The sequence below is a fragment of the Halomonas sp. M20 genome, assembly GCF_020622265.1.
GTDB lineage: Bacteria > Pseudomonadota > Gammaproteobacteria > Pseudomonadales > Halomonadaceae > Modicisalibacter.
Genome location: NZ_JACNMQ010000001.1, coordinates 897664 through 920900, shown reverse-complemented (window position 1 = coordinate 920900; position 23237 = coordinate 897664). Strand labels below are relative to the sequence as shown.

24 protein-coding genes and 2 tRNA genes are annotated in these 23237 nt (G+C 58.3%); 10 read left to right on the top strand and 16 right to left on the bottom strand.

All coding sequences use genetic code 11. The features are described from left to right. Positions 1-2: 2 nt before the first annotated feature. From mobA to H7850_RS04295, 4 genes are all read right to left on the bottom strand, one after another. On the bottom strand, positions 3-602 hold the full coding sequence (gene mobA / locus H7850_RS04310; protein WP_227368145.1) for a molybdenum cofactor guanylyltransferase MobA: 600 nt from the start codon (positions 600-602) through the stop codon (positions 3-5). A gap of 91 nt (positions 603-693) precedes the next feature. Then, positions 694-1368, bottom strand: coding sequence for an ATP-binding cassette domain-containing protein (locus H7850_RS04305; RefSeq protein ID WP_227368144.1), 675 nt, complete (start codon positions 1366-1368; stop codon positions 694-696). Positions 1369-1379: 11 nt separating this feature from the next. Beyond that, a complete protein-coding gene (locus H7850_RS04300; RefSeq protein WP_227368143.1) occupies positions 1380-2087 on the bottom strand; it encodes an ABC transporter permease in 708 nt (235 codons plus the stop codon). A 15-nt stretch (positions 2088-2102) separates the two neighbouring features. Then, entirely contained in the window at positions 2103-2966 is an 864-nt protein-coding gene (locus H7850_RS04295) for a substrate-binding domain-containing protein (RefSeq protein ID WP_227368142.1), read from the bottom strand. A 186-nt stretch (positions 2967-3152) separates the two neighbouring features. Here H7850_RS04295 and H7850_RS04290 point away from each other — a divergent pair, with 186 nt between their 5' ends. The 3 genes from H7850_RS04290 to H7850_RS04280 all read left to right on the top strand — a co-directional run bounded on the left by H7850_RS04290 (position 3153) and on the right by H7850_RS04280 (position 7319). Then, positions 3153-4511 carry a sigma-54-dependent transcriptional regulator gene (locus tag H7850_RS04290; RefSeq protein WP_227368141.1) on the top strand — a complete coding sequence of 453 codons (1359 nt, stop codon included), beginning with the start codon at positions 3153-3155 and terminating at the stop codon, positions 4509-4511. 114 nt (positions 4512-4625) lie between these two features. Further along, positions 4626-6656, top strand: a complete 2031-nt coding sequence (locus H7850_RS04285) for a cache domain-containing protein (protein ID WP_227368140.1) — start codon at positions 4626-4628, stop codon at positions 6654-6656. Between the two features lie 84 nt (positions 6657-6740). Continuing rightward, positions 6741-7319, top strand: a complete 579-nt coding sequence (locus H7850_RS04280) for a cupin domain-containing protein (protein ID WP_227368139.1) — start codon at positions 6741-6743, stop codon at positions 7317-7319. 10 nt (positions 7320-7329) lie between these two features. Here the strand turns inward: H7850_RS04280 and H7850_RS04275 are convergent, their stop codons facing one another. From H7850_RS04275 to H7850_RS04245, 7 genes are all read right to left on the bottom strand, one after another. Beyond that, positions 7330-8574 carry a uracil-xanthine permease family protein gene (locus tag H7850_RS04275; RefSeq protein WP_227368138.1) on the bottom strand — a complete coding sequence of 415 codons (1245 nt, stop codon included), beginning with the start codon at positions 8572-8574 and terminating at the stop codon, positions 7330-7332. A gap of 248 nt (positions 8575-8822) precedes the next feature. After that, positions 8823-9449: a uracil phosphoribosyltransferase gene (upp, locus tag H7850_RS04270; protein ID WP_227368137.1), complete on the bottom strand. Its 627-nt coding sequence runs from the start codon at positions 9447-9449 to the stop codon at positions 8823-8825. 69 nt (positions 9450-9518) lie between these two features. Next, entirely contained in the window at positions 9519-10208 is a 690-nt protein-coding gene (gene ung / locus H7850_RS04265; protein WP_227368136.1) for a uracil-DNA glycosylase, read from the bottom strand. Then, entirely contained in the window at positions 10205-10693 is a 489-nt protein-coding gene (gene gpt, locus H7850_RS04260) for a xanthine phosphoribosyltransferase (RefSeq protein ID WP_227368135.1), read from the bottom strand. The genes ung and gpt overlap by 4 nt, the downstream gene beginning before the upstream one ends. Before the next feature lie 7 nt (positions 10694-10700). Continuing rightward, on the bottom strand, positions 10701-11246 hold the full coding sequence (locus H7850_RS04255; protein ID WP_227368134.1) for an adenine phosphoribosyltransferase: 546 nt from the start codon (positions 11244-11246) through the stop codon (positions 10701-10703). Between the two features lie 33 nt (positions 11247-11279). After that, the gene (locus H7850_RS04250) at positions 11280-12584 is read right to left on the bottom strand and encodes an NCS2 family permease (RefSeq protein ID WP_227368133.1); all 1305 of its coding nucleotides are present in this window, start codon (positions 12582-12584) and stop codon (positions 11280-11282) included. A gap of 57 nt (positions 12585-12641) precedes the next feature. Next, a complete protein-coding gene (locus tag H7850_RS04245) occupies positions 12642-13256 on the bottom strand; it encodes a riboflavin synthase subunit alpha (protein ID WP_227368132.1) in 615 nt (204 codons plus the stop codon). A gap of 625 nt (positions 13257-13881) precedes the next feature. Here H7850_RS04245 and H7850_RS04240 point away from each other — a divergent pair. From H7850_RS04240 to H7850_RS04225, 4 genes are all read left to right on the top strand, one after another. Beyond that, positions 13882-14925, top strand: a complete 1044-nt coding sequence (locus tag H7850_RS04240; protein ID WP_227368131.1) for a methionine ABC transporter ATP-binding protein — start codon at positions 13882-13884, stop codon at positions 14923-14925. After that, complete coding sequence (locus tag H7850_RS04235; RefSeq protein WP_227368130.1) at positions 14906-15559, top strand: methionine ABC transporter permease; 654 nt, start codon at positions 14906-14908, stop codon at positions 15557-15559. The genes H7850_RS04240 and H7850_RS04235 overlap by 20 nt, the downstream gene beginning before the upstream one ends. Before the next feature lie 184 nt (positions 15560-15743). Beyond that, positions 15744-16571, top strand: coding sequence for a MetQ/NlpA family ABC transporter substrate-binding protein (locus tag H7850_RS04230; protein ID WP_227368129.1), 828 nt, complete (start codon positions 15744-15746; stop codon positions 16569-16571). Positions 16572-16576: 5 nt separating this feature from the next. Further along, complete coding sequence (locus tag H7850_RS04225; protein ID WP_227368128.1) at positions 16577-17038, top strand: GAF domain-containing protein; 462 nt, start codon at positions 16577-16579, stop codon at positions 17036-17038. 66 nt (positions 17039-17104) lie between these two features. Here the strand turns inward: H7850_RS04225 and H7850_RS04220 are convergent. Next, positions 17105-17181 (bottom strand) — tRNA-Val (locus H7850_RS04220). Between the two features lie 42 nt (positions 17182-17223). Further along, positions 17224-17300: transfer RNA gene (locus H7850_RS04215), tRNA-Val, on the bottom strand. Positions 17301-17570: 270 nt separating this feature from the next. Here H7850_RS04215 and H7850_RS04210 point away from each other — a divergent pair. After that, a complete protein-coding gene (locus tag H7850_RS04210) occupies positions 17571-18644 on the top strand; it encodes an endonuclease/exonuclease/phosphatase family protein (RefSeq protein WP_227368127.1) in 1074 nt (357 codons plus the stop codon). A 24-nt stretch (positions 18645-18668) separates the two neighbouring features. Here H7850_RS04210 and H7850_RS04205 read toward each other — a convergent pair whose 3' ends face one another. After that, positions 18669-20048, bottom strand: a complete 1380-nt coding sequence (locus H7850_RS04205) for a class II fumarate hydratase (protein WP_227368126.1) — start codon at positions 20046-20048, stop codon at positions 18669-18671. A gap of 186 nt (positions 20049-20234) precedes the next feature. On the opposite strand from H7850_RS04205, the gene H7850_RS04200 reads away from it, so the two are divergent. Beyond that, entirely contained in the window at positions 20235-20753 is a 519-nt protein-coding gene (locus tag H7850_RS04200) for a carboxypeptidase regulatory-like domain-containing protein (RefSeq protein ID WP_227368125.1), read from the top strand. 51 nt (positions 20754-20804) lie between these two features. After that, positions 20805-21224, top strand: coding sequence for a secondary thiamine-phosphate synthase enzyme YjbQ (locus tag H7850_RS04195; protein WP_227368124.1), 420 nt, complete (start codon positions 20805-20807; stop codon positions 21222-21224). Between the two features lie 28 nt (positions 21225-21252). On the opposite strand, the gene hda is transcribed toward H7850_RS04195, so the two are convergent. Both hda and H7850_RS04185 read right to left on the bottom strand, forming a co-directional pair. After that, complete coding sequence (gene hda, locus H7850_RS04190) at positions 21253-21954, bottom strand: DnaA regulatory inactivator Hda (RefSeq protein WP_227368123.1); 702 nt, start codon at positions 21952-21954, stop codon at positions 21253-21255. Then, the gene (locus H7850_RS04185) at positions 21954-23030 is read right to left on the bottom strand and encodes an AI-2E family transporter (RefSeq protein ID WP_227368122.1); all 1077 of its coding nucleotides are present in this window, start codon (positions 23028-23030) and stop codon (positions 21954-21956) included. Before H7850_RS04185 ends, hda begins: the two co-directional genes overlap by 1 nt. Positions 23031-23237: the final 207 nt, after the last annotated feature.

Below are 23237 nucleotides of genomic sequence, written 5' to 3'. Positions count from 1 at the left end.
TGTCAAGTCGACCCATCGCCCACGAGGCGCTGGCTCAGATTCGCCTTGTCTTGAGGGCTGTTGAGGTTGGTGAATGCTTCCGGCTGATCGCTGAAATCCACGTGACACCAGTGATGACGCGCGTACCAGCGGTCGATCTTACGTTCCCCGGCCGCCAGTGCTTCGCGCAGATCCGGCGCCAGATCGCTTCGCATCAGGGCAACCACCGGGTGCGCCCGCTCTCCATCGTGGGCCACGGCGATATCCCGCTCCCCGATGCCATCGATCATACGCGTTACCAGATCTTTCGGTAGCGCCGGCGTGTCGCAAGGCACGACCAGTACCCAGGGCGTCGAGGCGGCGGTCAATCCGCTGAGAATCCCCATCAAAGGGCCCTTGAAGTCACCTTCGATATCGGTGATGACCGGATAGCCAAGCTGCTCATAGGCATCGAGACTGCGGTTGGCATTGATCAACACCCCGCGTGTCTGCCCCTCCAGGCGCGATAGCACATGCAATATCAAGGGTTTGTCGTGCAGGCGTGTCCAGCCCTTGTCCACACCGCCCATGCGGCGACCTTGCCCACCGGCCAATACGAGTAGGGTGATATCGTCCTGAGTCATGGAAATCCGTGATTGATGACCAGCACCCAGCATAACCTTCCTGGCATGCGGATGGCATGATCAAGATCAGTGTCAGGCGAGATTTAGCGACTCAGCGCAGGAGGCGCTCGGCCATGAAGGAGGCGTTCGTCGTGCTTTCCCACAAAAGGCCGTCGCAGAGTTGCCACCGGCGCTGGCAGCGCTCGGTCAGCACGCTTGCATGGTGGGCACTGAGGATGACGGCACACCCCTCGCGCACCAGATCCGCCACCAGACTATCCACATCAGCGATGGCTTGAGCATCCAGGTTGGCTGTCGGCTCGTCCAGGAGCAGGACTCGGGGCTGCAGCAGCCAGGCCCGGGCCAGGGCCAGACGCAGGCGCTCGCCGCCGGAGAGCGAACGAGCACGTTGTCGCGCCTGCTGCTCGAGACCGCACCAGTGCAGCATACGGCGCACGCGCATCAGGCTATCGCGGCGCGCTAGCCCGTACCAGCGGGCCGCCAGACGGAGATTGTCGAACACGCTGACATCGAACATGTACGGCGTTTGGTGCAGATAAATCACCCGAGCCGGACAAGGTGGGCGCTGCCACTGCCGATCGAGACGCCAGCGCACGCTACCCTGACAAGGCACGTCCAGTCCTGCCAGTATTCTCAGTAGCGTTGTCTTGCCGCTGCCGTTATCCCCCAGCAGATGCACCATATCCTGGCCCGACCAGTGCAGATGATCGATCGTCCACAGGGGCTCGGCCGAGAAACCATGGGAAAGCCGATTGATTTCGAGCATGCTCTCCTTCGTCATGAACTCAAGGTCTGCTGACCTCGCCCTCGCAGAATGCCCAGCATCAGGTTGAGTATCAGCGCCAGCCCCAACAGCACCAGACCCAGCGCGATACCCTGGGCGTACTCCCCTTTGAGGGTTTCCAACGCAATCGCCGTGGTGATATTGCGAGTGAAGTGTTCGATATTCCCTCCCACCATGACGGCGCTGCCTACTTCGGCGATGATCCGCCCGAAGGAGGCCACGATCGCCGCCATGACGCCAAAGCGCGCCTCTCCAAGCAAGCGCCAAAGAGCGGCTACGCGCCCGGCACCATGCAGCCGTGCGGTCTCCCAGGCACGCTGATCGATTCCCTGCAAGGCCGCGTGCAGCATGGCAATCAGCAAGGGAATGGCCAGTATCCATTGGCCGATCACCATGGCCGGCTGAGTGAACAGCAATCGCCACTCCCCCAATGGACCGCTGCGGGATAACAGCATGAACAGCATGAGCCCTACCACCACGGTAGGCACTGCCATCATGGTATTGGCCAGGGAAATCAACAGCCAGCGCCCGGGAAACGCAAGACGCGCCAGGGCAAGAGCGATCAGCAATGCCGGCGGGATGGCAAGCACCATGGCGGTCAGCGATACCCGAAACGAGACGCCGATGATCTCCCACAGACTCGGATCCAGGGAAATCAGCAGTATCAAGGCTGCCCGAGTCGAGTCGAGTAGTTCAGGCATCGCTATCAGCTATCCTCATTGGCTCGCACCGGTACTCACGCCCTGCTGCGGCGATACGCCTTCGCCGGCACTGGCGTGAAAAAGTGCCTCACCTTCGAGACGAAATTCATCGATTGCCTGCTGTCCTTCTTCAGAAGTCAGCCATTCAGCCAAGACACGCGCGCCCTCGGTATTGAGATCTTCATAGCGTTCGGGATTGACCAGAATCACCTGATAGGGATTGAACAAACGGGGATCGCCCTGCATCAAAAGGCTCAAGTCCAACTTGTCCTGCATCGCAAGCCAGGTGCCACGATCCGTCAGCGTATAGCCCTGGAGTTCGCTTGCCATCTGCAATACCTTGCCCATACCCTGGCCCACGGCCCGATAGCCCTCGAAGCCGGATTCGATATCACTTGACCGCCATAGGGCAAGCTCTTTCTTGTGCGTGCCGGAATCATCTCCCCGAGAAACGAATAGCGCGTCACTATCGGCAATCTGCTTGAACGCCTGGGTAGCCTCTTCGAGACCTTGAATACTGGCCGGATCACTCTCCGGGCCAACAACGATGAAGTCATTGTACATCACACCCTCGGGCTCGATGCCATAACCCGCATCGACAAAGGCCTTTTCTGCTGCCGGTGCGTGGGTCATCAACAGGTCTGCATCGCCGTCCTGGCCCATACGTAGCGCCTTGCCGGTGCCCACGGCGATGACTTGAACCTGATAGGGATGTTCGGCTTCGAACCGAGGCAGCAGCTCGTCCAGCAGCCCAGAGTTATAGGTGCTGGTGGTAGTCGCCAGTCGAACGATCTCGTTGTCCACCGCTAGCACCGGTGACGTCAGTAGCGTAGCGCCTAGAATAATCGCGGCGTTTCGTAAAGTAGCAGGTAAGTTCATTGAGGTTCCTTTTCCTTTGCGTTCCTGAACCCTTGGCTTGCAAGTAACATGCCTATTCTCATTATACCGGTGGATTGCCCTTTAAAATCGCCTTCTTTACCATGAAAAAAATCAAGGACGCATTTAAAGTGCATCACATCGACCCAAATCGGGACAAACTGACTCGCTCGGTGGAGGGTTGCCTGAATGACCGCTGCTAGTGAACTACCCACCGCATCAATACTGATCGTCGATGACGAGCCTGGCATGCAGCGTTATCTGAGCAAAGCGTTATCGCCGCGCTTCGCCATGCTCGAAACCGCCGGCACTCTGGCGGATGCGGAAGCACTGCGCCAGCGGTTGCATTTCGACTTGTTGCTGGTGGATGTCCGCCTACCGGATCGTAGCGGTATCGAATGGCACGAAGCATTGGAAACCGATCGGCGTAGCGACATCATCTTCATGACCGCCTACGCAGACCTTGAAATGGCCATCCATGCGCTAAGAGTGGGCGCCAGCGACTTCATCATGAAGCCGTTTCGTCTCGAGCAATTGCTCAGCGCCGTGGACCGTTGCCTAGAACGTCGCCGCCTGGCCCGCGAAAACTTCGTTCTACGCCGGGAAACGACGCAGCGACACTCCGCTCAAGGCGGCATGCTAGGCAACAGCCCTGCCATTCGCGAGGTTCAGGCAATCATCGAGCGTGTCGCCCCCACCCCCTCCGCGGTAATGATTACCGGCGAATCGGGTACTGGCAAGGAGCTGGCCGCCCGGGACCTGCACCGTCTATCCCGTCGCTTGGGCGCCTTCGTGCCCCTCAATTGCGGTGCAGTCGCCAGTGAGCTGATCGAGTCCGAGCTGTTCGGGCATGTCAAAGGCGCCTTCACCGGCGCAGTCAAGGCACGCGAAGGCCTGTTCACCTACGCCGATGGCGGCACGCTATTCCTCGATGAAATCGCCGAAATGCCCTTGGCCATGCAGGCCAAGCTGCTAAGAGTCATAGAGTCCAAGCGAATTCGCCCCGTGGGGAGCGAGCAGGAACAGCCAGTGGATGTGCGCATCGTCACCGCCACCCATCGCGACATGGAACAGGAAGTTGCCAGCGGCCGCTTTCGAGAGGACCTTTATTACCGCCTTAACATATTGACGATCAGGCTGCCCACGCTACGGGAGCGACCCGATGATATAGCGCTGCTCGCCCATCATTTCTCGCAACACCTATCCAAGGAGTTGGGACTGACGGCACTCCCTTGGCAACATGCCGATCTTGAACGCATGGCTCGTTACTCCTGGCCTGGCAACATCCGCGAACTCAAGAACTTCATCGAACGCTGCATTCTGCTTGGCAGGCTTCCTCGGGAGCTGCTCGAAGACAGCACCACTGAAAAACATGATGACACTGCCCCCAATGTACCTCTCGACTGGACGATCGAGGTACTGGAGAAGCATCATTTGCTGGCGGTTCTTGAGGCCAATGACGGCAACAAGTCTCGGGCGGCTCGCAGCTTGGGGATCTCTCGCAAGACCCTTGATCGTAAACTTGCGGCTTGGCAGAGTTCAACATGAGGCATTCGATGTGAAGAAGCATGTTAAAGAATTCAAAGCCAAGAGCCTGATGTGAGAACCGTGCGGGGCTGGCTGGACGCATCGGTCCGGCGACGACTGTTATGGATGGCCTGCATGCCATTGCTGCTTTTCAGTCTGGCCCTGGTGGGACTGACCCATTACTGGACCAGTACCTACAGCGATCGACAGCTCTACATGAAAGTGCATGCGGATCTGGCTGTGGCCAGCCGCCTCCTCGACAGTCTGGTCGAACAACAGCGAGAGCGCTTGGCGGAACTGGCGGGCAGCCATGCCCTGGCGACCGCGCTGGACGGTAGTGGCTCGCTTTCCCATGCCGAGGTTCTCGCAGAGATCCGCACCGCCAATGAGCTCGATTGGCTACGCCTGTTATCACCGGACGAGTTGACGGCACAACTAGGCGCCGAGGTGGCGGAGCCTGTGCTTCAAGGCGACACCGTTGCAGGATTCGATGCGTTACCGCCAGAGCGCTTGAACGTCATAGATACACTGCTTACCGACCGGGCGCGAATGGCCTTGAGGGCCACCCCTCGTGCACAGGCGACCGCCCGTCAAGTCGAACGCAACGGACTGGTATCTCGGGTTCTCTACCCGCTTGTAGACCAGGATGGCCGCGTAAAACTCGTGCTCGATAGCGGGCGCCTGCTCAACCGGGATGCAGCACTCGTGGATGACATTCGGGATCTTCTCTATGCGCCAGGCACCCTGCCGGAAAACAGCGAAGGCACGGTCACGCTGTTTCTTGGGGACGTTAGAGTCGCGACCAATGTGCGTCTGCACAGTGGCGAGCGCGCTATTGGCACCCGAGTCTCCAATCAGGTAGCCCAGCAGGTACTCGAACACGGGAAGCGCTTTATCGACCGGGCCTACGTGGTCAGCGACTGGTATGTAGCCGGCTACGAGGCACTGTCGAGCATTCGAGGCAAGCGCATCGGCATGATCTATGCGGGCTACCCCGAGGCCCCCTTCACTCGTCTGTATCGGGAGACCCTGCTGCAGATAGTCATCGTTCTGGCCCTGGTCACCCTGCTCTCCCTGGGGCTCGTGCTGCAGGGCGTCGAACGCCTGGTGGCGCCAATCAAGCGTATGCACCGAATCATTCGCGACGTCCGCGAAGACAATCATTTGCGTATCGGCGAAATTGGCAGCCATGACGAGCTGGCGGCATTAGCACGGGAGTTCGATGCCATGCTTGATCGTCTCGAAACCCATCAGAACGCACTGCGCCGTGCTGCCGTCGAGCTCGAACAGCGGGTCGATGAACGCACTCACTCCTTGAGAGAAAAGACCCGCGCGCTCGAACAGCACATTCTCCTGCTTAAACAGGCGCGAACTCGGCTGCTGACCCAGGAAAAACTCGCCACCCTGGGTGAACTGACCGCCGGCATCGCCCACGAGATCAACAATCCTGCCGCAGTGATCCTGGGTCATGTCGAACTCATCGAGCAGCAGTTGGGTAACGACGCTGCACCGGTCAAGGAAGAGATCGATATCATCATCGCCCAGGTGGAGCGCATTCGGGCCTTGATTGACAACTTGCTGCGCTACTCTCATCAAGGGCAGTCTCGCCTGGGGCATTCGCGCCCCATGCTCCAATGCCAGGATGTCAATGCGATCGTCGCCAGTATCGAGCCCCTCGTGCGTCACACCATCGACAAACACGATCAACGTCTAATCCTGAAGGGCCGTGCAGAACGCCAGGTGGAGTGCAATAGCGCTCAGTTGCAACAGGTATTGGTCAATCTGATTCTCAATGCCGTGCAAGCCGGCAGTGAAGGTCAGCGCATCGTTCTCACCACCCAGGATAGCGACCGATACGCCGCCCCCGGGGTATGCATCGATGTCAGCGATCAAGGTCCCGGCATCCCCGAACATCTACAGACGCGTATCTTCGATCCTTTCTTTACGACCCGTGAGGCGGGCTCCGGGCTTGGTCTGGCAATCTGCGCCGGCATCCTGAGGCGAGGCGGCGGCGATATCAGCGTGAGCTCCACTCTTGGCCAAGGCGCTACCTTTCATGTCTGGCTACCCTGTCACGCGCCCTCCAGCGCTTTCGAGGACGACACCACCCGCAAGCTACTCGAAAGCCTCAGCGACGTTGCTCAAACCGGTGAATACAAGCAATGACGTCGACTGGATCATCTCTTTACGCTTATCGGCTCTTGCATGAAGGGGTATTATACTGTCAAGGATGTTCAACAAGGATGCTCGATGAGCGGATTCAACGTCGGTACACGTCTCAAGCAGCTGCGTCAGAGCCGTGATCTTTCCCAGCGAGAACTGGCCAAACGTGCCGGAGTCACCAACAGCACCATTTCACTGATCGAACAGAACAGCGTCAGCCCATCGGTCAGTTCACTAAAGAAGATTCTCGACGCCTTGCCGGTGTCCATCAGCGAGTTTTTCGCCGGGGAAGAACTTGCTAATGAGCAGGTCTTCTATCGCGCCGAGGAACTGACGGAAATCGGTGACGGCAATCTTTCCTGGCGCCTCGTCGGCGCACGACGCCCGAACCGCAGCATGTCGCTTCTCTATGAGCACTATCCTCCCGGTGCGGATACTGGAGAAGACATGCTCGAACATGCGGGTGAAGAAGGCGGCGTGATAGTCGCAGGCGCCATCGAAATCTCCGTCAACGGGGATACGCAAGTGTTGCACCAGGGCGATGCCTACTACTTCGACTCCCGTCTGCCCCATCGTTTTCGCAACACCGGCGATAAAGAATGCGTGATCGTCAGCGCCAATACGCCCCCGTCCTTTGCCGAAGGCGGCGCCACCCAGCATCATTGACCCCCTCGGCTCAGTGGTAATCCTCACGAGCCGGCGGCAGCACCAGATTCAACACGATCCCCACCACCGCGGCCAGACTGACGCCCTGCAGCGCGAACTGGCCGCCGCCGATCTGCATGCCGCCAATACCGAATACCAGAATCAATGACACCACCACCATATTGCGCGGTGCGGTCAATGGTGCGCCCGCTCGCACCAGCGTATTCATGCCCACCACCGCGATCGAGCCGAACAGCAGCGTCATGATGCCGCCCATGACCGGGCCGGGAATGGTCTGCAGCAGCATGCCCAGCTTGGCCACGAAGGCCAGCACGATGGCCACGCAGGCGGCCACCACCATAATGGTGGGATTAAAGTTGCGAGTCAGGGTCACCGCACCGGTGACTTCGGAGTAGGTGGTATTGGGTGGGCCGCCGAACAACGCCGCCGTGGCGGTGGCCAAGCCATCGCCCAGGAGCGTGCGATGCAGCCCAGGCTTGGTCAGATAGTTCTGACGCGTCACCGAGCCGATGGCGATCATGTCGCCGATATGCTCCACCGCCGGCGCGATTGCCACCGGAATCATGAACAGGATGGCCGACAGATGAAACGTCGGTGCCACGAAATCCGGCAGCGCCAGCCAACTTGCCTCACGTACCGGTGAAAGATCGACCACCCCCATGACCAACCCAAGGGTGTAGCCCACCAGAATACCGCCCAGAATAGGCACCAACCGCAGCATGCCGCGCCCGAACACCGCCAGTAGCAGCGTGACCAACAGGCTGCTCATGGACAGAAAGATGGCCTGGGTATAATCGATGTTGTCGCTGGTTTCGCCGGTGGCCATATTCACCGCGACCGGCGCCAGAGCCAACCCGATGACCATGATCACCGGCCCGACCACCACCGGGGGCAGCAGATGATGCAGCCACGCTGTTCCCTTGAGCCGCACGAACTGGGACATCACGATATACACCATGCCTGCGGCAAACAGCCCCCCTAGGGTTGCAGGAATACCGAAGTTCGCGATCGAGCCCTGGATCGGGGCAATGAACGCGAATGACGACGCCAGAAACACCGGCACGCTCTTGCGCGTCACGCCATGAAACACCAGGGTGCCGATACCAGCGGTAAACAGCGCAACGCTCGGATCGAGACCGGTCAGTAGCGGCACCAGCACCAGCGCCCCGAAAGCGACGAACAGCATTTGCGACCCGGCCAGCAGCGTATGCGGCCAGGACTCCTCGGCGGGTGCCGAATTTACGGCATCGGTCATCGGAAAATCTCCAGAGTTGTCGTTCTTGCGTCATTGCCTGCCCGGTCGGCAGGCAAAAAAATGCCCCTGACGCTAGAAACGCGAGGGGCTTCTGGGAATATGTCTTAATATCAAACGAAACGTCGGCGAGCGAAGCTCAGGCCAGGCGAAGATCGGCGCAAAAGCGCAGTTTACAAGGTGGTAAATGAGCATTTTAAGCCGATTTTCAACGCCGCATGAGCGAGCGCAGCAAGTTCTCGTTTGATATTTTAGCGAGTGCCGAAGATCCGATCCCCAGCATCCCCCAACCCCGGCACGATATACCCATTCTCATCGAGTCGTTCGTCGACCGCCGCCGTGTAGATTTCCACCTCGGGATGGGCTTCCTGCACCCGGCGAATGCCTTCCGGCGCAGCGACCAGCACGATGACCTTCATCGACTTGCAGCCGCGCTCCTTGAGCTTGTCCAGGGTGGCCAACATGGAACCGCCGGTCGCCAGCATCGGGTCGATGACGATCGCCAGGCGCTCGCCGAGATCGTTGGCGAATTTCTCGAAATAGGCCACCGGTTCCAGAGTCTCCTCGTTGCGATACAGCCCCACCACGCTGATGCGCGCACTGGGAATCAGATCGGTGACGCCATCGAGCATGCCTAGCCCCGCTCGCAGGATTGGCACGATGGTCACTTTCTTTCCCTTGAGTTGCTCCACCGCCACGTCGCCGTTCCAGCCAACCACGGTAGAGGATTCGAGCTTGAGGTCCTGGGTGGCTTCATAGGTCAGAAGTTTGGCGACTTCGCCGGCCAGTTCACGAAAAGCCTTGGTACTGACATCCGCGGCGCGCATGAGACCCAGCTTGTGCTTGACCAGTGGATGATCGATGGTATGAACGCTCATTGCACGATGTCCTTATGTTAAATTCGATAATAAAAATGCGTCATAACACGCTGAAAATTGCCGGCAATTCTACCGCGCCTGGGCCGGCAACTGCCAATCGATCGCGCCTTTGCCCTTGGCCTCAAGAAAGGCATTGGCCTGGGAAAAATGGTGCTGGCCGAAGAACCCTCGATGCGCCGAGAGCGGCGAGGGATGAGGCGAGTGCAGCACCAGGTGTTTGTCTCGATCGACGAAACCGGCCTTCTTCTGGGCGTAGCTGCCCCATAACAAAAACACCACGTGGTCGCAGTGCTCATCGACGATCTGAATGGCGCGATCGGTGAAACGTTCCCAGCCTTGATTGCGGTGTGATCCCGCATTGCCCTGTTCGACGGTGAGCACACTGTTGAGCAGCAACACCCCCTGGCGTGCCCAGCTTTCCAGAAAGCCGTGGCTCACCGGCGTCATGCCAATGTCTTCGGCAAGCTCCTTGTAAATATTCTGCAAGGAAGGCGGCGTGGGAACCTCCGGGCGTACGGAAAAACACAGGCCATGGGCCTGATTCGGGCCGTGGTAAGGGTCTTGCCCCAGGATCACGACGCGCACCTGATCGAGAGGCGTTAGCTCGAAGGCGCGAAACCAGTTCGATGAGTGAGGATAAATGACCTTATGGGCTTCTTTCTCCCGGGCCAGGAAAGCACGCAGTGCCTGCATATAAGGCGCATCGAATTCATCGCCCAGGTAGCGGTTCCAGCTTTCCGGCAAAGGGTTGGCGGTCATGTGCTAGATCCTCGCACCTGATCCACCAAGGGCTCCACATAGGCGATACCCATGTCCCAAGGGAACTGAATCCAGCAGTCTTGAGCCACTTCCGTCAGGCATTGATCCACCAGCGGGCGCCCTTCCGGTTTGGCGTAGATGGTGACGAAATGGGCTTTGGGCAGCATGTCTCGCACCACCCGAGCGGTCTTGCCCGTGTCCACTAGATCGTCGATCAGAAGCCACCCGTCACCGTCGTGTTCGACCTTCTTCATGACCTTGAGCCCACCCTGGTCCATATGGTCATAACTCTTGATACAGACCGTATCGATCAAGCGCACGTTGAGTTCCCGGGCGATCAACGCCGCCGGAATCAATCCGCCCCGGGTGATGGCGACGATACCCTTGAAGTCCCGCTCGACGAGTTGATGACACAGGGCACGCACGTCTCGATGCAGCTGATCCCAGGAGACGGTGAAATGTTGCTGATAGCGATTGGCGGTCATGGTCGAATCACTCGCTTTCAAGGAAGGAGCAGACGGCAAACACCTCGTGGCCGGCTTCCCGGATCTTTTGTGAGCCACCCAGTTCGGGCAGATCGATGATGGTGGCGGTCTCGATCACCTGACCTCCGCTGCGCTGGATCAGTTTCGCCGCCGCCAACATGGTGCCACCGGTGGCGATAAGATCGTCCATCACCAGAATGCGATCGCCTTCGCGAAACGCATCGGAGTGCAGCTCCACCGTGGATTCGCCATACTCCAGGGTGTAGGTTTCGCTGATGGTCCTGAACGGCAGCTTACCCTTCTTGCGCACCGGCACGAAACTGCAGCCCAACTCATAGGCGACCGGTGCACCGATGATGAAGCCCCGGGCATCGATCGCGGCAATGGCGTCCAGCTTCGACTCCTGATAGCGATGCACGAAGCTGTCGATCAACTTGCGAAAAGCAGAGTGATTCTGCAATACCGGCGTGATATCCCGGAAATTGACCCCTTCCTGGGGCCAATCCGGCACGGTGCGAATCACGGACTTGATGTAGTCGCCATAGATACTCATGAGAGGCCTTATTCAATAAACGATCGGTGAACGTCAGTCGATGAATAGAAATTTCAGTGCAAACAAGATGGCCAGCACCACCACCGCCGGATTGAGTTCCTTGTGACGTCCGGACAACAGTTTGATGCCAGCATAGCTGATAAAGCCCAGGGCGATGCCGTTGGCAATCGAATAGGTCAACGGCATGGCCAAGGCGGCAATCAGCACGGGCCCCGCATCGGTAACGTCGTCCCAGTTGGCATGGGCCAGGCTACCGCACATAAGTACCGCCACGTAGAGCAGTGCCCCGGCGGTGGCATAGACCGGAATCGAGCCCGCCAGGGGTGCGAAGAACAGACTGATCAGAAACAGGATCGCCACCACCACCGCGGTCAGCCCGGTGCGTCCGCCTGCGGCGATGCCCGAGGCGCTCTCGATGTAGCTGGTAGTGGAGGAAGTGCCCAGCAGCGCGCCACTCATGGTGGCGGTGCTATCCGCCATGAGCGCCTTGTTGAGACGGGGCAGCTTGCCATCCTTGTCGAGCAACCCGCCGCGCTGGGCCACGCCGATCAGGGTGCCGGCGGTATCGAACAGGTCGACGAACAGGAAAGCGAAGACCACGCTGATCATGCCGACATTCAAGGCGCCGGCAATATCCAGTTCCAGAAATACCGGCGCGATGGAAGGCGGTGCGGAGACGATACCGCCGAATTCACTATGCCCGAGCAGAATCGCGGCGAAGGTGACCCCCAGGATGCCGATCATGACAGCGCCGATGATCCGCAGATAGGAGAGCGCCGTGATGATGAAGAATCCAGCCAAGGTATAGAGTGCCGGGGGCTGTGACAGATCACCGATGGTTACCAGCGTTGCGGGATGCGCGACGACGATCCCCGCGTTCTGTAGGGCAATGAGCGCCAGAAACAGACCGATGCCCGCCGCGATGCCGAGTCGCAGTGACATGGGAATCGAGTTGATGATCCATTCGCGCACGCGAAAGATGCTGAGCAGCAAGAAGAGTATCCCGGACAGGAATACCGCGCCCAGAGCGGCTTCCCAGGTGTATCCCATGCCCAATACGACACTAAAGGTAAAAAATGCGTTGAGCCCCATACCCGGCGCCAGTGCAATAGGATAATTGGCCCAAAGCCCCATGATCAGACAGCCAATGGCAGCGGCCAGGCAAGTGGCCACGAACACTGCACCACTGTCCATGCCCGCCTGGGCCAGAATGCTCGGGTTGACGAAGATGATGTAGGCCATGGTCAGGAAGGTAGTGATACCGGCGACGATTTCGGTACGTATCGACGTGCTGTGCGCTTCCAGCTTGAAATAGTCGTCAAGATGCTTTTTCAACATGGGTTCGACCCTTCGCATGATTGTTATGTGGGTAAATGGGCTGTCAACCAAGCGAGACTATCTGAAATCGCGAGATGCCAACACCCGCTCCACGGTCTCGACGATGGCCTGAGTCTGAGGGTCGATCTCGATGTTGACGCGACTACCCGGCTTACGCTCCCCCAGGGTGGTACGCGCCAGCGTCTCGGGAATCAGGTTGACGCAAAACCGCGTGCCCTGCACCTCGCCGATGGTCAGACTGATACCGTCGATGCCAATGTAGCCCTTTTCGAACAGAAAACGCCCATGCGCCTCGGGCAGCTCGAACCACAGGCGCTTGTTGTTCGGCACTTCTTCGATATCGACAAGCTCCGCCATGCAGATGATATGCCCGGACATGGCGTGACCGCCGATCTCGTCACCGAAACGCGCGGCACGCTCGATATTGACCCGATCACCCAGCGCCAGATCGCCCAGGTTGGTCAAGCGCAAGGTTTCCCGCATCAAATCGAAGCTAACCCGCTCTCCTTCGATGGCGGTGGCAGTCAGGCAGCAGCCGTTGTGCGCCACGGAAGCCCCCAGCGTCAGCCCCTCGACCAAGGGCGCCGGAAGCGCCAGTACGTGAGTGCGAAACTCGCTTTTTTCCTCGATCGCCACCAGTTCGACGGTGCCTTGTACGATTCCGGTAAACATGTGTTCTCCCGTTGCAAGATCGCTAGGGCCTGTTGACATTTTCTCACGGCCGCGACAGAGGTCCATTGGGTGCAGAACAAGGCGTGAGGAGCGTCGTTGGGTTGTTTCCAATGAGCGACGAACAACGCCGCGCTGCGCCCAACGGACCCTGCCCCTCCGGGTTGCGCGCAAAAGAGCGTCATGCGGCGTTGCGAAACTAGGTAAGGGTACACCATTGCCTGCGTTTCGCGCCTTGCCTGACGCCCTTTCGCGCTGCAACGCGATTCGCGATGAAACGTCAACAGACCCTAAGCTTTTCAAAGGTGGACTAGTCTAGGGAAGATTCGCCCTGCACGTCCACGGCGTATTCATGAACGGCGGCACTTTCCAGCCTACCAACATTGACAGCAGCCAATGAGCTTTCTACCATCGTCGCACTTTATACAGGCGCCGATTTGATCCCGGATTGCGGGCGCCGAAGCGTCGAGGCCGATATAGCCTCGGAGTTTGCAAATGCAGCTAAAAGGGTGGATTCGATTTCGATGATCCCCTGCCCGCATCTTTCCATATTACCGATCAGAGCAACGCCTTGCGGCGGCATACTCGCTGTCGTATCGATGCTCGGCGCCGCGACTCGACCAGGACCATGATCACACTCGAAAACGTTTCCAAGACCTACGGCAGTGGCGCCCAGGCAATCCATGCCTTGAAGCCGACGGATCTGCATGTACCCCAAGGCGCCATTCATGGCGTGATAGGACTTTCCGGCGCCGGCAAGTCGACGCTGATCCGCTGCGTCAATCTACTTGAGCGCCCCAGCAGCGGACGCGTCTTCGTCGATGGCCAGGAGCTGACCGCCCTATCCGCCAAGGGCCTCAATCATGCCCGCCACGGGGTCGGCATGATCTTTCAGCATTTCAATCTGCTCTCCTCGCGCACGGTATTCGCCAATGTCGCCCTGCCCCTGGAGTTGATGGGGGTTCCCCGGCGCGAAATTCGCGAGCGAGTGCAGCCTTTGCTCGAACTGACCGGCCTGACGGACAAGCTCGACAAGTATCCCTCGGAACTTTCCGGCGGTCAGAAGCAGCGTGTGGCGATCGCCCGGGCTCTAGCCAGCCGCCCCAAGGTATTGCTGTGCGACGAGGCCACCTCGGCGCTGGACCCCCAGACCACCACCTCGATCCTCGAGCTTCTAAAAGACATCAACCGCAAGCTAGGGCTAACCATCCTGCTGATCACCCATGAGATGGAGGTGGTTAAATCGATCTGCCACCGGGTCGGCCTGATCGCCAGCGGCAAACTGGTGGAGGAAGCGGATGTCGGCGATTTCTTTACCGCCCCCCAGACGCGCCTCGGGCGCGCGTTTCTCAATGCTTTCCTCGAGCTTGACCCGCCCCAGGCACTACTCGAGCGTATGCAGGCGGAGCCTGACGAACATACCCATCCGGTGGTGCGCCTTGCCTTTCGGGGGGATTCGGTAGCGTTGCCGCTGATTTCCCGTCTGACCCGGGATTGCGACGTGGACGTCAGTATTCTCGAAGCCAAGGTCGAGTCGATCCAGGAGCGCACCCTGGGACTGATGATCGCTGAACTGATCGGCACGCCGGATCGAATTAACGCGGCGCTGGACTATCTTAACGCTCACGACCTGCAAGTGGAGGTGCTTGGCCATGTCCAACGCGATGCTTGAACTGATTCTCAAGGCCACCCTGGATACGCTCTATATGGTCGGGCTCTCCGGCCTGGTGGCAGCCGCCCTGGGCGTGCCCCTAGGGGTAATGCTCTACATCACGCGTCCGGGGCAGATACTGGCGCGACCCTTGACCAACCGCATCCTGGGTATCGTCACCAACGTGGGCCGTTCGATTCCATTCATCATTCTGATGGTAGCCATCATCCCGTTCACGCGCCTGATCGTGGGCAGTTCCATCGGCACCAATGCAGCTATCGTGCCGCTGACCATCGCTGCGATTCCCTTCGTGGCTCGGCTGGTTGAAGGCGCACTCAACGAGATACCACCGGGGCTGATCGAGGCGGCCCAATCCATGGGCGCCACACCCTATCAGATTATCATCAAGGTACTGATTCCCGAGGCGCGGGGCGGCATCATTACCGGTTTGACTATCACTCTGGTTACGCTGATCAGCTATTCCGCCATGGCTGGCGCCGTGGGCGGTGGCGGGCTTGGCGATCTGGGCATTCGCTATGGCTACAACCGTTTCGACCCATTCGTCATGCTGATTACCGTGGTGATCCTAGTAGTGCTGGTACAGGGCTTTCAGAGTCTAGGGGATGCTCTGGTACGAAAAGCAGACCACAAGTGATGCACGGGACACTAAATGCCTGCACGGATGAATTACGGCGTTGCACGGTACTCAAAAACTCGCCTAACACCCAGTTATGTCTCGTTTTTTGCGTTCCGTGCGCCTTGTTCTTCATTCCGTTCGGCAATTTAGTAACTCTTCCTCAACAAATATCTTTTGCTGATTCACATAAGGAGCAACACCTATGAAAAACACCCTGGCACAGATCATTCGCCCAACCGGACTGCTGGGCGCGACGCTCTTGAGCGCAACCCTGCTGGCCGGTTGCGGTGGCAGCGACGAAGGTGATTCGAATTCGATCAAGGTGGGTACCGTAGCGGGCCCGGAGACCGAGGTGATGCAGGTCGCCAAGCGTCTGGCCAAGGAGCAGCACGATCTCGAGGTGGAGATCGTCGAGTTCACGGATTATGTCTCGCCCAACGCAGCGTTGGCGGACGGTAGCCTGGATGCCAACGCCTTCCAACATGAACCCTATATGCAGAGCATGGTCGATGACCGGGGTTACGATTTCGCTATCGCGGGTCGTACCTTCGTTTATCCCATCGGGGCCTATTCCGAAAAATACGACAGCATCGAGGATCTGCCGGATGGGGCCACCATCGCCCTGCCCAACGATCCGTCGAATGAAGGCCGCTCGCTGATTCTGATGCACAACGAAGGGCTTCTCGAGCTCGAGGATGTGAGCAATCTCGAGGCGACCCCCATTGATATCGCCAAGAATCCGCATAACTTCGAGTTCCGCGAAATCGAAGCGGCCCAGCTGCCCCGGGTTCTGCCGGATGTTGACATGGCCTTCATCAACAATACCTTCGCCCAGCCGGCGGGTTTGAGCCTGGACGATGCGCTGATCAAGGAAGGCCCGGAGTCACCCTATGTCAACCTGATCGTGGTACGCGGAGGCGACGAAGAACGCGAGGCGATCCAGCAGCTGGTCGAGGCCTACCAGAGCGAAGAGGTCAAGGAAAAAGCGAAGGAGCTATTCGATGGAGCGGCGGTTCCCGGCTGGGAGTAATCAGCATGGCGAATTATGAACTGCTCGCCCGCCAACTCGAAGCGTTGCTCGATACCCGGGACTGGTTGACCAATGCGGCTCAGACCTGCGCCTTCATCATGCAGGAAGTGCCGCAGCTCAACTGGGTGGGGTTCTATCTACAGCGCGAGCCGGAACTGCTCAGCCTGGGGCCATTTCAGGGCAAGCCCGCCTGCAACCCGATCCCCTTCGACAAGGGGGTTTGCGGTGCTGCGGCGCGCAGTCGTGAAACCCAGCGGGTGGAGGACGTGCATGCGGTGGCGGATCACATTGCCTGTGATGCGGATTCCCGGGCCGAGCTGGTCATTCCCATCCTCGTGGCGGAGCGGGTATGGGGCGTACTGGACCTGGACAGCCCGTTTCCTGAGCGCTTCGGTAAAGAAGATCAATCGGGAATCGAGAGTCTGGCGCAAGTATTCGTCCAGGCCAGCGATCTGAACCAAACGTAAATTTATCCAGACAGGCTGAAATGCAAAAGGCTCCGACGAGGTTTCTCATCGGAGCCTTTCTGAATCTGGTAGGACCAAGCGGATTTGAACCGCTGACCTCCACGATGTCAACGTGGCGCTCTAACCAACTGAGCTATGGTCCTGCAAATGCACACTCTTCATTCATGAAGATAAACTCGCGATGATGGTAGGACCAAGCGGATTTGAACCGCTGACCTCCACGATGTCAACGTGGCGCTCTAACCAACTGAGCTATGGTCCTGCCGAGTTTTTGCGCTATGCGCGCATCACGCTTTCATCGAGCTGCGCGTGGCAACGGATGGGTATTCTACCCATGGTGCCGTTGAATGCAAGATCGAATGCATCGTAAACAGGATAGCGTATTCCAGTTCATGCGAAGAAGCGTAAGAAAATACACCTAGTCAAACGAAGATTAGTAATGATTCAGCTTCGCTTGAATGGCACCATGGCGCTCAAGCAAGAAACAACAATCCCTGAATGGGGGAAGCCCATTCAGTCAGGAGAGATTTAAATGCTGGACATCATTCTAGGGTTAGTAGCGGTTCTTTTGCTGATCGCGACCCTGCTTCCCTTTCTGCCTTTCTATCATTGGTCTGTGCGCGGTTTCGATTTCCCTCGTCTGCAACTGGCCTGTCTAGCCCTCGTCATCGCAGTGGTTCAAGGGATTTGGGGCGATACGGATTGGCGCTGGCTGTCGGTCGCTGCCTGCGCTCTGGTTGCTCTCATTCAAGGCGGTTATATCCTGCCCTGGACCCCCTTCTGGCCCAAACAGGTCAAGTTCATTGGCAACGACAACGAGCAGCGCCACATTACCTTGCTTGTCGCCAACGTACTCACGCCCAACCGCAACGCCCAAGGGCTATTAGGACAAATTCATGAGCATCAGCCCGATGTAGTGCTGACCCTGGAATCCGATGCCTGGTGGGGGCTACAGCTAGAGCATTCCCTACAGCAGGAGTGGCCACACAGCGTTGAAATCCCTCTGGACAACCTGTACGGCATGCATCTATTTTCGCGCATTCCCCTCGAAGATGCGGAGGTGAAGTGGCTCATTCAGAGCGATATTCCCTCGATTCATGCCTGGCTACCCATGGAAGATGGCACACGCATTCGCTTTCATGCGCTACACCCGCGGCCACCCTCTCCCAGCGAGAGTGATGTTTCGCTATGGCGTGATGCGGAGCTGTTGTTGGTAGGCAAAGGCATCGAACAGTCCGAACACCAGCCGACGCTGGTTGCCGGAGATCTCAACGACGTCGCCTGGTCCGACACCACCCGAAGATTCTGTCGCGTCAGTCGCATGCTCGATCCACGCCGAGGCCGGGGCATGTTCAGCACTTTTCATGCCAAATACCCCTTTCTGCGCTGGCCACTGGATCACATCTTCATCAGCGATCATTTTCAGCTGGTCATGATGAAGCGTCTTAAATACTACGGCTCCGACCATTTCCCCATTTTAGCTACCTTCAGCTTTCAGCCTGCACGGGTGGACGAAAACGAGCCGTTGGAAGCGGATGACGCGGACCAGCAGGATGCCAAGGAAACCATTCAGGAGGCTAGAGATAAAGGCGATGGCGAAGCCTGAGCCAGGCGTCGCCATGCAGGTGAATCACTCTGGAACGCCGCCTCGCGTCAGCTGATCCGGGTCGAGCAGGCGTTCCAACTCATCCCGTTCAAGATCGGTTTCCTCTTCTGCTACATCGAGAATCGGTCGCCCCGCCTGATAGGCCTTCTTGGCCACTGCCGCCGCGGCGTTGTAACCGATTACCGAATTGAGAGCCGTCACCAGAATCGGGTTGCGGGACAGCGGTGCCTCGATGTTGTCGCGGCGCACCTGGAATGTGGCAATGGCCGGGTCCGCCAACAGCTTGCTGACGTTGGTCATCAGAGTGATCGAGGTCATCAGGTTGTGGGCAATCAACGGCAACATGACGTTGAGCTGAAAGTTGCCACTTTGCCCCGCCACGGTAATGGCGCTATCAAGACCGATGACCTGGGCCGCCGCTTGGGCCGCCGCTTCGGGAATGACCGGATTGACCTTGCCCGGCATGATCGAACTGCCCGGCTGCAGCGCCTTCAGCTCGATTTCGCCCAGGCCGGCCAAGGGTCCGGAGTTCATCCAGCGCAGATCGTTGCTGATTTTCATTACCGCGCAGGCGTAAGTGCGCAGATGCCCGGAAAGCTCCACCGCTGCATCCTGAGAACTCAAGCTGGCAAAGAAGCTGTCGTTGGGGCGCAGGGACAGCCCTGTCTGCTTGCTGAGCTTATCCGCCATACGGCTTGCAAACTCCGGATGGGCGTTGATGCCGGTGCCGACGGCCGTGCCGCCCTGAGCGAGCCGCGATAACCGTTGCTGACCGTCGTTCAGGCGCTCGATGGCCTGGCCCACCTGACTGGCCCAGCCGCTCAGTTCCTGGCTCATGCGTACGGGCATGGCGTCCATCAGGTGCGTGCGCCCGGTCTTGACCACATCATCGAGTTCCCCTGCCTTGTGCTCGATGGCGCTTTTCAGCTGCTCAAGGGCCGGTAGCAAGCGCTCCTTGACCTCCAAGGCTGCCGACAGATGAATCGCCGTGGGCACTACATCGTTGCTCGACTGGCCCATGTTGACGTGATCGTTGGGGCCAACCTCGAGATTATCCCTGGAAGCCAGATGGGAGATCACTTCATTGACATTCATATTGCTCGAGGTACCGGAGCCGGTCTGGAATACATCGATGGGAAACTGATCCGCATGCTTGCCGTCGATCAACGCCTGGGCGGCCTCGACAATGGCCTCCGCGCGGGGCGCATCGAGCAATTCGAGATCGCGGTTGACCTGGGCCGCGGCCAGCTTGATGCGTGCAATCGCCTGAATGAAGGCTGCCGGCATGGGTTGACCGCTGATCGGGAAGTTATTCACCGCTCGCTGGGTCTGGGCGCCATAGAGCGCATTACCGGGTACTTCAAGCTCGCCCATGCTGTCGCGTTCGATGCGGGTATCGCCCATGTGACGTCCTCCTGTCCTGTGAAACGCTATTCGGTGTAGTCACTAAAGCCTTGTGCTGAATCGTGAATTTTTCAAGGTCATTATCCGCTATCCGTGCCCGAGGAGTTCTTTGTTCACGGTTCAGCATTGGTCGCGTGATCGCACCACGGTAGACTGATACCGATCAACGATACGAGGAAGGATGACATGGGCAAGTGGATCGCCATCGCACTAGCAGGGTTGTTACTGGGTGGGTGTGAGTTCGTGGGAAGAGGACCGGATACAGGGCCGCCGGTTGTCGAAGATCGCACCGAACCGCCACCCGAGCAGGTCGAGCGCAAGATCGCCTTTCCCGAACAGGAGTATGCCAAGCTGGATAAAAACGGCACCGCATCGATCTCGGGTCGGCTGTTCATTCGCACAGCCAGCGGCGTTGTCTATGGCGCTGGCGAAACCGTCTCGGTGGCGCCGGCGACCCGTTACTCCGCCGAGGCTGCGGAAGTCGCGCTGGCAGGAGGCTACATAGAACCTGCGGATCCTCGTGCCCAAGCCTATACCCATTACGCCAAGGCCGATGAGCAAGGTTATTTCAAGATCACCGGTTTACCAGCGGGGGTCTTCTATGTGGCCGGCAGGGTCGCTCGACCCGGCGGCGAACGCGTGGTCATCATCAATCAGGTCAGCCTCGGCAAGGGCCAAGGCAAGAAAATCGAGCTTTCCAGATAGCACGTTGCAGAAAGAACGCTTCAGATAGAGCAGCTCAAGGAAGCAAACATCATGTGGATTCAACAGCGTATTTCCTTGAAGCCCCGGAACCGGGGCTTTCATCTGATTACTCGAGAAGTCGATGACGCCCTGCCCCAGCTGGCGGAGCTGGATATTGGCCTGCTACATCTACAGTTGCTACACACTTCTGCGTCATTGAGTCTGAACGAAAATGCCGACCCGGACGTGCGTCACGACATGGACGCTTTCTTGCGAGACAGGGTGCCGGGAGACCTGCCCTATTTTCGCCATACGCTCGAAGGACCCGACGATATGCCGGCACATATTGCCGCCAGCCTTTTCGGCACACAACTGACCATCGCCGTCAGCAGCGGTCGTTTGGCACTGGGCACATGGCAAGGCATCTGGCTGGGAGAACATCGCGATCAGGGCGGTACACGACAGATTCTTGCGACGTTGAACGGGGAGTAAAAGCAGCGCGGGCCTCACCAGCTCGCTCTTACCAATTCAAGGTCTGCTTCACGAACGGGATCGTCACCTTGCGCTGAGCGGAAAGCGAGGCGCGATCGAGTCGCTCCAGCAAACGAAACAGTTCGTCGAGGCGCCGCGGCCCGCGATGCAGGATATAGCGCGTTACCTCATCGGACAGCTGCATTCCCCGGACGCGGGCGCGCAATTGTAGCGCCTCAAAACGCCCTTGATCATCGAGGCGCTGCAAATGAAAGGTCGTGCCCCAGGCCAGTCGCGAGGCCAGATCCGCTAGCGCCACATTCAGTTGACGGGGCGCGGCAGACGCACCTATCACCAAGCGCTTATTGGCATCACGTAGACGATTGAAGCTGTGAAACAGCGCTTCTTCCCAACGCTTGCGCCCTATCACTCGATCGAGATCATCGATCGCCACGAGATCGAGCCGCTCTATATCCTCAAGCATGTGGGGTGGAAAATGTCCCAGCTCGTTCAAGGGAAGATAGAGCGCCCTCTGGTCTTGGGCGCCGGCCGCATGACAGGCTGCCTGCAATAGATGGCTGCGACCGGAGCTCGAAGCACCCCAAAGATAAACGAAAGACTCCCCACTTGGGTCGAGTTGACGTTTCAGGGTGGCCGCCGCAGTTTCGTTACCCCTAGACAGAAAATTGGCAAAGGTGGCGTCATCGCGCAATCCGATACCCAAGGAAAGCTGTCCGGTCGCGCTCGTCATCAAAGCTCCCCGTCGGCATTCGAGGATTCTGTCTCTTCGTATAAATCGCTGCTTTTGTAGCGCTCATGAAGATAGCGCAACAGCACCATAACTACCGCTGCAACCGGCAAGGCAAGCAATATACCGGTGAAGCCGAATAGCTGCCCGCCCGCTAGCACTGCAAAAATGACCGCCACTGGATGCAATCCGATCTTGTCTCCTAGCAGCAGCGGTTGTAGCACCATCCCTTCGAGCATCTGTCCAATGGCAAACACTACTCCGACCCCTGCCAAATGCAGCAGATCACCATATTGGAAGAACGCCACCAGTGCCGCCACCACCAGCCCGACGATTACTCCAAGATAGGGCACGATACTAGCAAGTCCCGCCAATAAGCCGATCAATATGCCGAATTTGATACCGATGACTGACAGCCCCACCGCGTAGACGACCCCCAAGCTCAACATCACCAATAGCTGACCGCGTAGAAATGCCGAAAGCACTTCATCACACTGAACCGCCAAATGAGTGATGGTCGGCTCGTAACGCCGAGGCAGTAGATCACGAATGCGGCGCTTGAGCCGATCCCAATCCAACAGTAGATAGAAGGTGACAACGGGGATCAGCGCCAAATTGGCGATCCAGAGCGCCAGGGCCAGGCCCGATCGAGAGATCTGCGCCAGTATGACCGCTGCATAGGTACTGGTTTCCTTCCAGTTGCTCATCAACGTCTGGCGCAGTTGATCAAAATCCGTCGAGAAATCCACACCGGTAAAGGACTGCACCCAGGGCACCGCGACCGTTTGCACCCAGGCAAAAACCTCAGGCAACGCCTCTATAAGCTGGCGAAACTGGCGGCCCAGCAACGGCACCAGCACAATAATGGCAAGGGTTAGCGCCAGTGACAGCACTAGAAACACCACGCTCACCGACCAGCGTCGCGACAATCCCTTAGCCTCCAATCGATCCGTCAGCGGATCGCCTAGATAGGCCAGGATGATGCTGATGAAAAACGGCATCAGAATCGGCTCCAACAACACCAGTAGCCAGATCGTGACGGCCAACACCAACAAGGACCAGATATGTACTCGCGACATGACTTCTTCTCAAGAAAGTGCCAAAAGAAAGTGAACCCCTGTGACTCATGCAGCACGGCAAACGCGATGCTACAATGCGCGCGCTTGTCCTAACCAGACCCTTTGGCTATTTATGACCGTTCATTCACGACGGCCCATTCACCATAAACCGTTCATGACAGCCTTTTCATACCGGCTCTTCATGATGGCAATCGATTCCAGGACCTG

Coding starts and splice junctions, on each gene's coding strand:
- mobA (WP_227368145.1), bottom strand. CDS start 602: ATGACTCAGGACGATATCACCCTACTCGTATTGGCCGGTGGGCAAGGT.
- H7850_RS04305 (WP_227368144.1), bottom strand. CDS start 1,368: ATGCTCGAAATCAATCGGCTTTCCCATGGTTTCTCGGCCGAGCCCCTG.
- H7850_RS04300 (WP_227368143.1), bottom strand. CDS start 2,087: ATGCCTGAACTACTCGACTCGACTCGGGCAGCCTTGATACTGCTGATT.
- H7850_RS04295 (WP_227368142.1), bottom strand. CDS start 2,966: ATGAACTTACCTGCTACTTTACGAAACGCCGCGATTATTCTAGGCGCT.
- H7850_RS04290 (WP_227368141.1), top strand. CDS start 3,153: ATGACCGCTGCTAGTGAACTACCCACCGCATCAATACTGATCGTCGAT.
- H7850_RS04285 (WP_227368140.1), top strand. CDS start 4,626: ATGCCATTGCTGCTTTTCAGTCTGGCCCTGGTGGGACTGACCCATTAC.
- H7850_RS04280 (WP_227368139.1), top strand. CDS start 6,741: ATGAGCGGATTCAACGTCGGTACACGTCTCAAGCAGCTGCGTCAGAGC.
- H7850_RS04275 (WP_227368138.1), bottom strand. CDS start 8,574: ATGACCGATGCCGTAAATTCGGCACCCGCCGAGGAGTCCTGGCCGCAT.
- upp (WP_227368137.1), bottom strand. CDS start 9,449: ATGAGCGTTCATACCATCGATCATCCACTGGTCAAGCACAAGCTGGGT.
- ung (WP_227368136.1), bottom strand. CDS start 10,208: ATGACCGCCAACCCTTTGCCGGAAAGCTGGAACCGCTACCTGGGCGAT.
- gpt (WP_227368135.1), bottom strand. CDS start 10,693: ATGACCGCCAATCGCTATCAGCAACATTTCACCGTCTCCTGGGATCAG.
- H7850_RS04255 (WP_227368134.1), bottom strand. CDS start 11,246: ATGAGTATCTATGGCGACTACATCAAGTCCGTGATTCGCACCGTGCCG.
- H7850_RS04250 (WP_227368133.1), bottom strand. CDS start 12,584: ATGTTGAAAAAGCATCTTGACGACTATTTCAAGCTGGAAGCGCACAGC.
- H7850_RS04245 (WP_227368132.1), bottom strand. CDS start 13,256: ATGTTTACCGGAATCGTACAAGGCACCGTCGAACTGGTGGCGATCGAG.
- H7850_RS04240 (WP_227368131.1), top strand. CDS start 13,882: ATGATCACACTCGAAAACGTTTCCAAGACCTACGGCAGTGGCGCCCAG.
- H7850_RS04235 (WP_227368130.1), top strand. CDS start 14,906: ATGTCCAACGCGATGCTTGAACTGATTCTCAAGGCCACCCTGGATACG.
- H7850_RS04230 (WP_227368129.1), top strand. CDS start 15,744: ATGAAAAACACCCTGGCACAGATCATTCGCCCAACCGGACTGCTGGGC.
- H7850_RS04225 (WP_227368128.1), top strand. CDS start 16,577: ATGGCGAATTATGAACTGCTCGCCCGCCAACTCGAAGCGTTGCTCGAT.
- H7850_RS04210 (WP_227368127.1), top strand. CDS start 17,571: ATGCTGGACATCATTCTAGGGTTAGTAGCGGTTCTTTTGCTGATCGCG.
- H7850_RS04205 (WP_227368126.1), bottom strand. CDS start 20,048: ATGGGCGATACCCGCATCGAACGCGACAGCATGGGCGAGCTTGAAGTA.
- H7850_RS04200 (WP_227368125.1), top strand. CDS start 20,235: ATGGGCAAGTGGATCGCCATCGCACTAGCAGGGTTGTTACTGGGTGGG.
- H7850_RS04195 (WP_227368124.1), top strand. CDS start 20,805: ATGTGGATTCAACAGCGTATTTCCTTGAAGCCCCGGAACCGGGGCTTT.
- hda (WP_227368123.1), bottom strand. CDS start 21,954: ATGACGAGCGCGACCGGACAGCTTTCCTTGGGTATCGGATTGCGCGAT.
- H7850_RS04185 (WP_227368122.1), bottom strand. CDS start 23,030: ATGTCGCGAGTACATATCTGGTCCTTGTTGGTGTTGGCCGTCACGATC.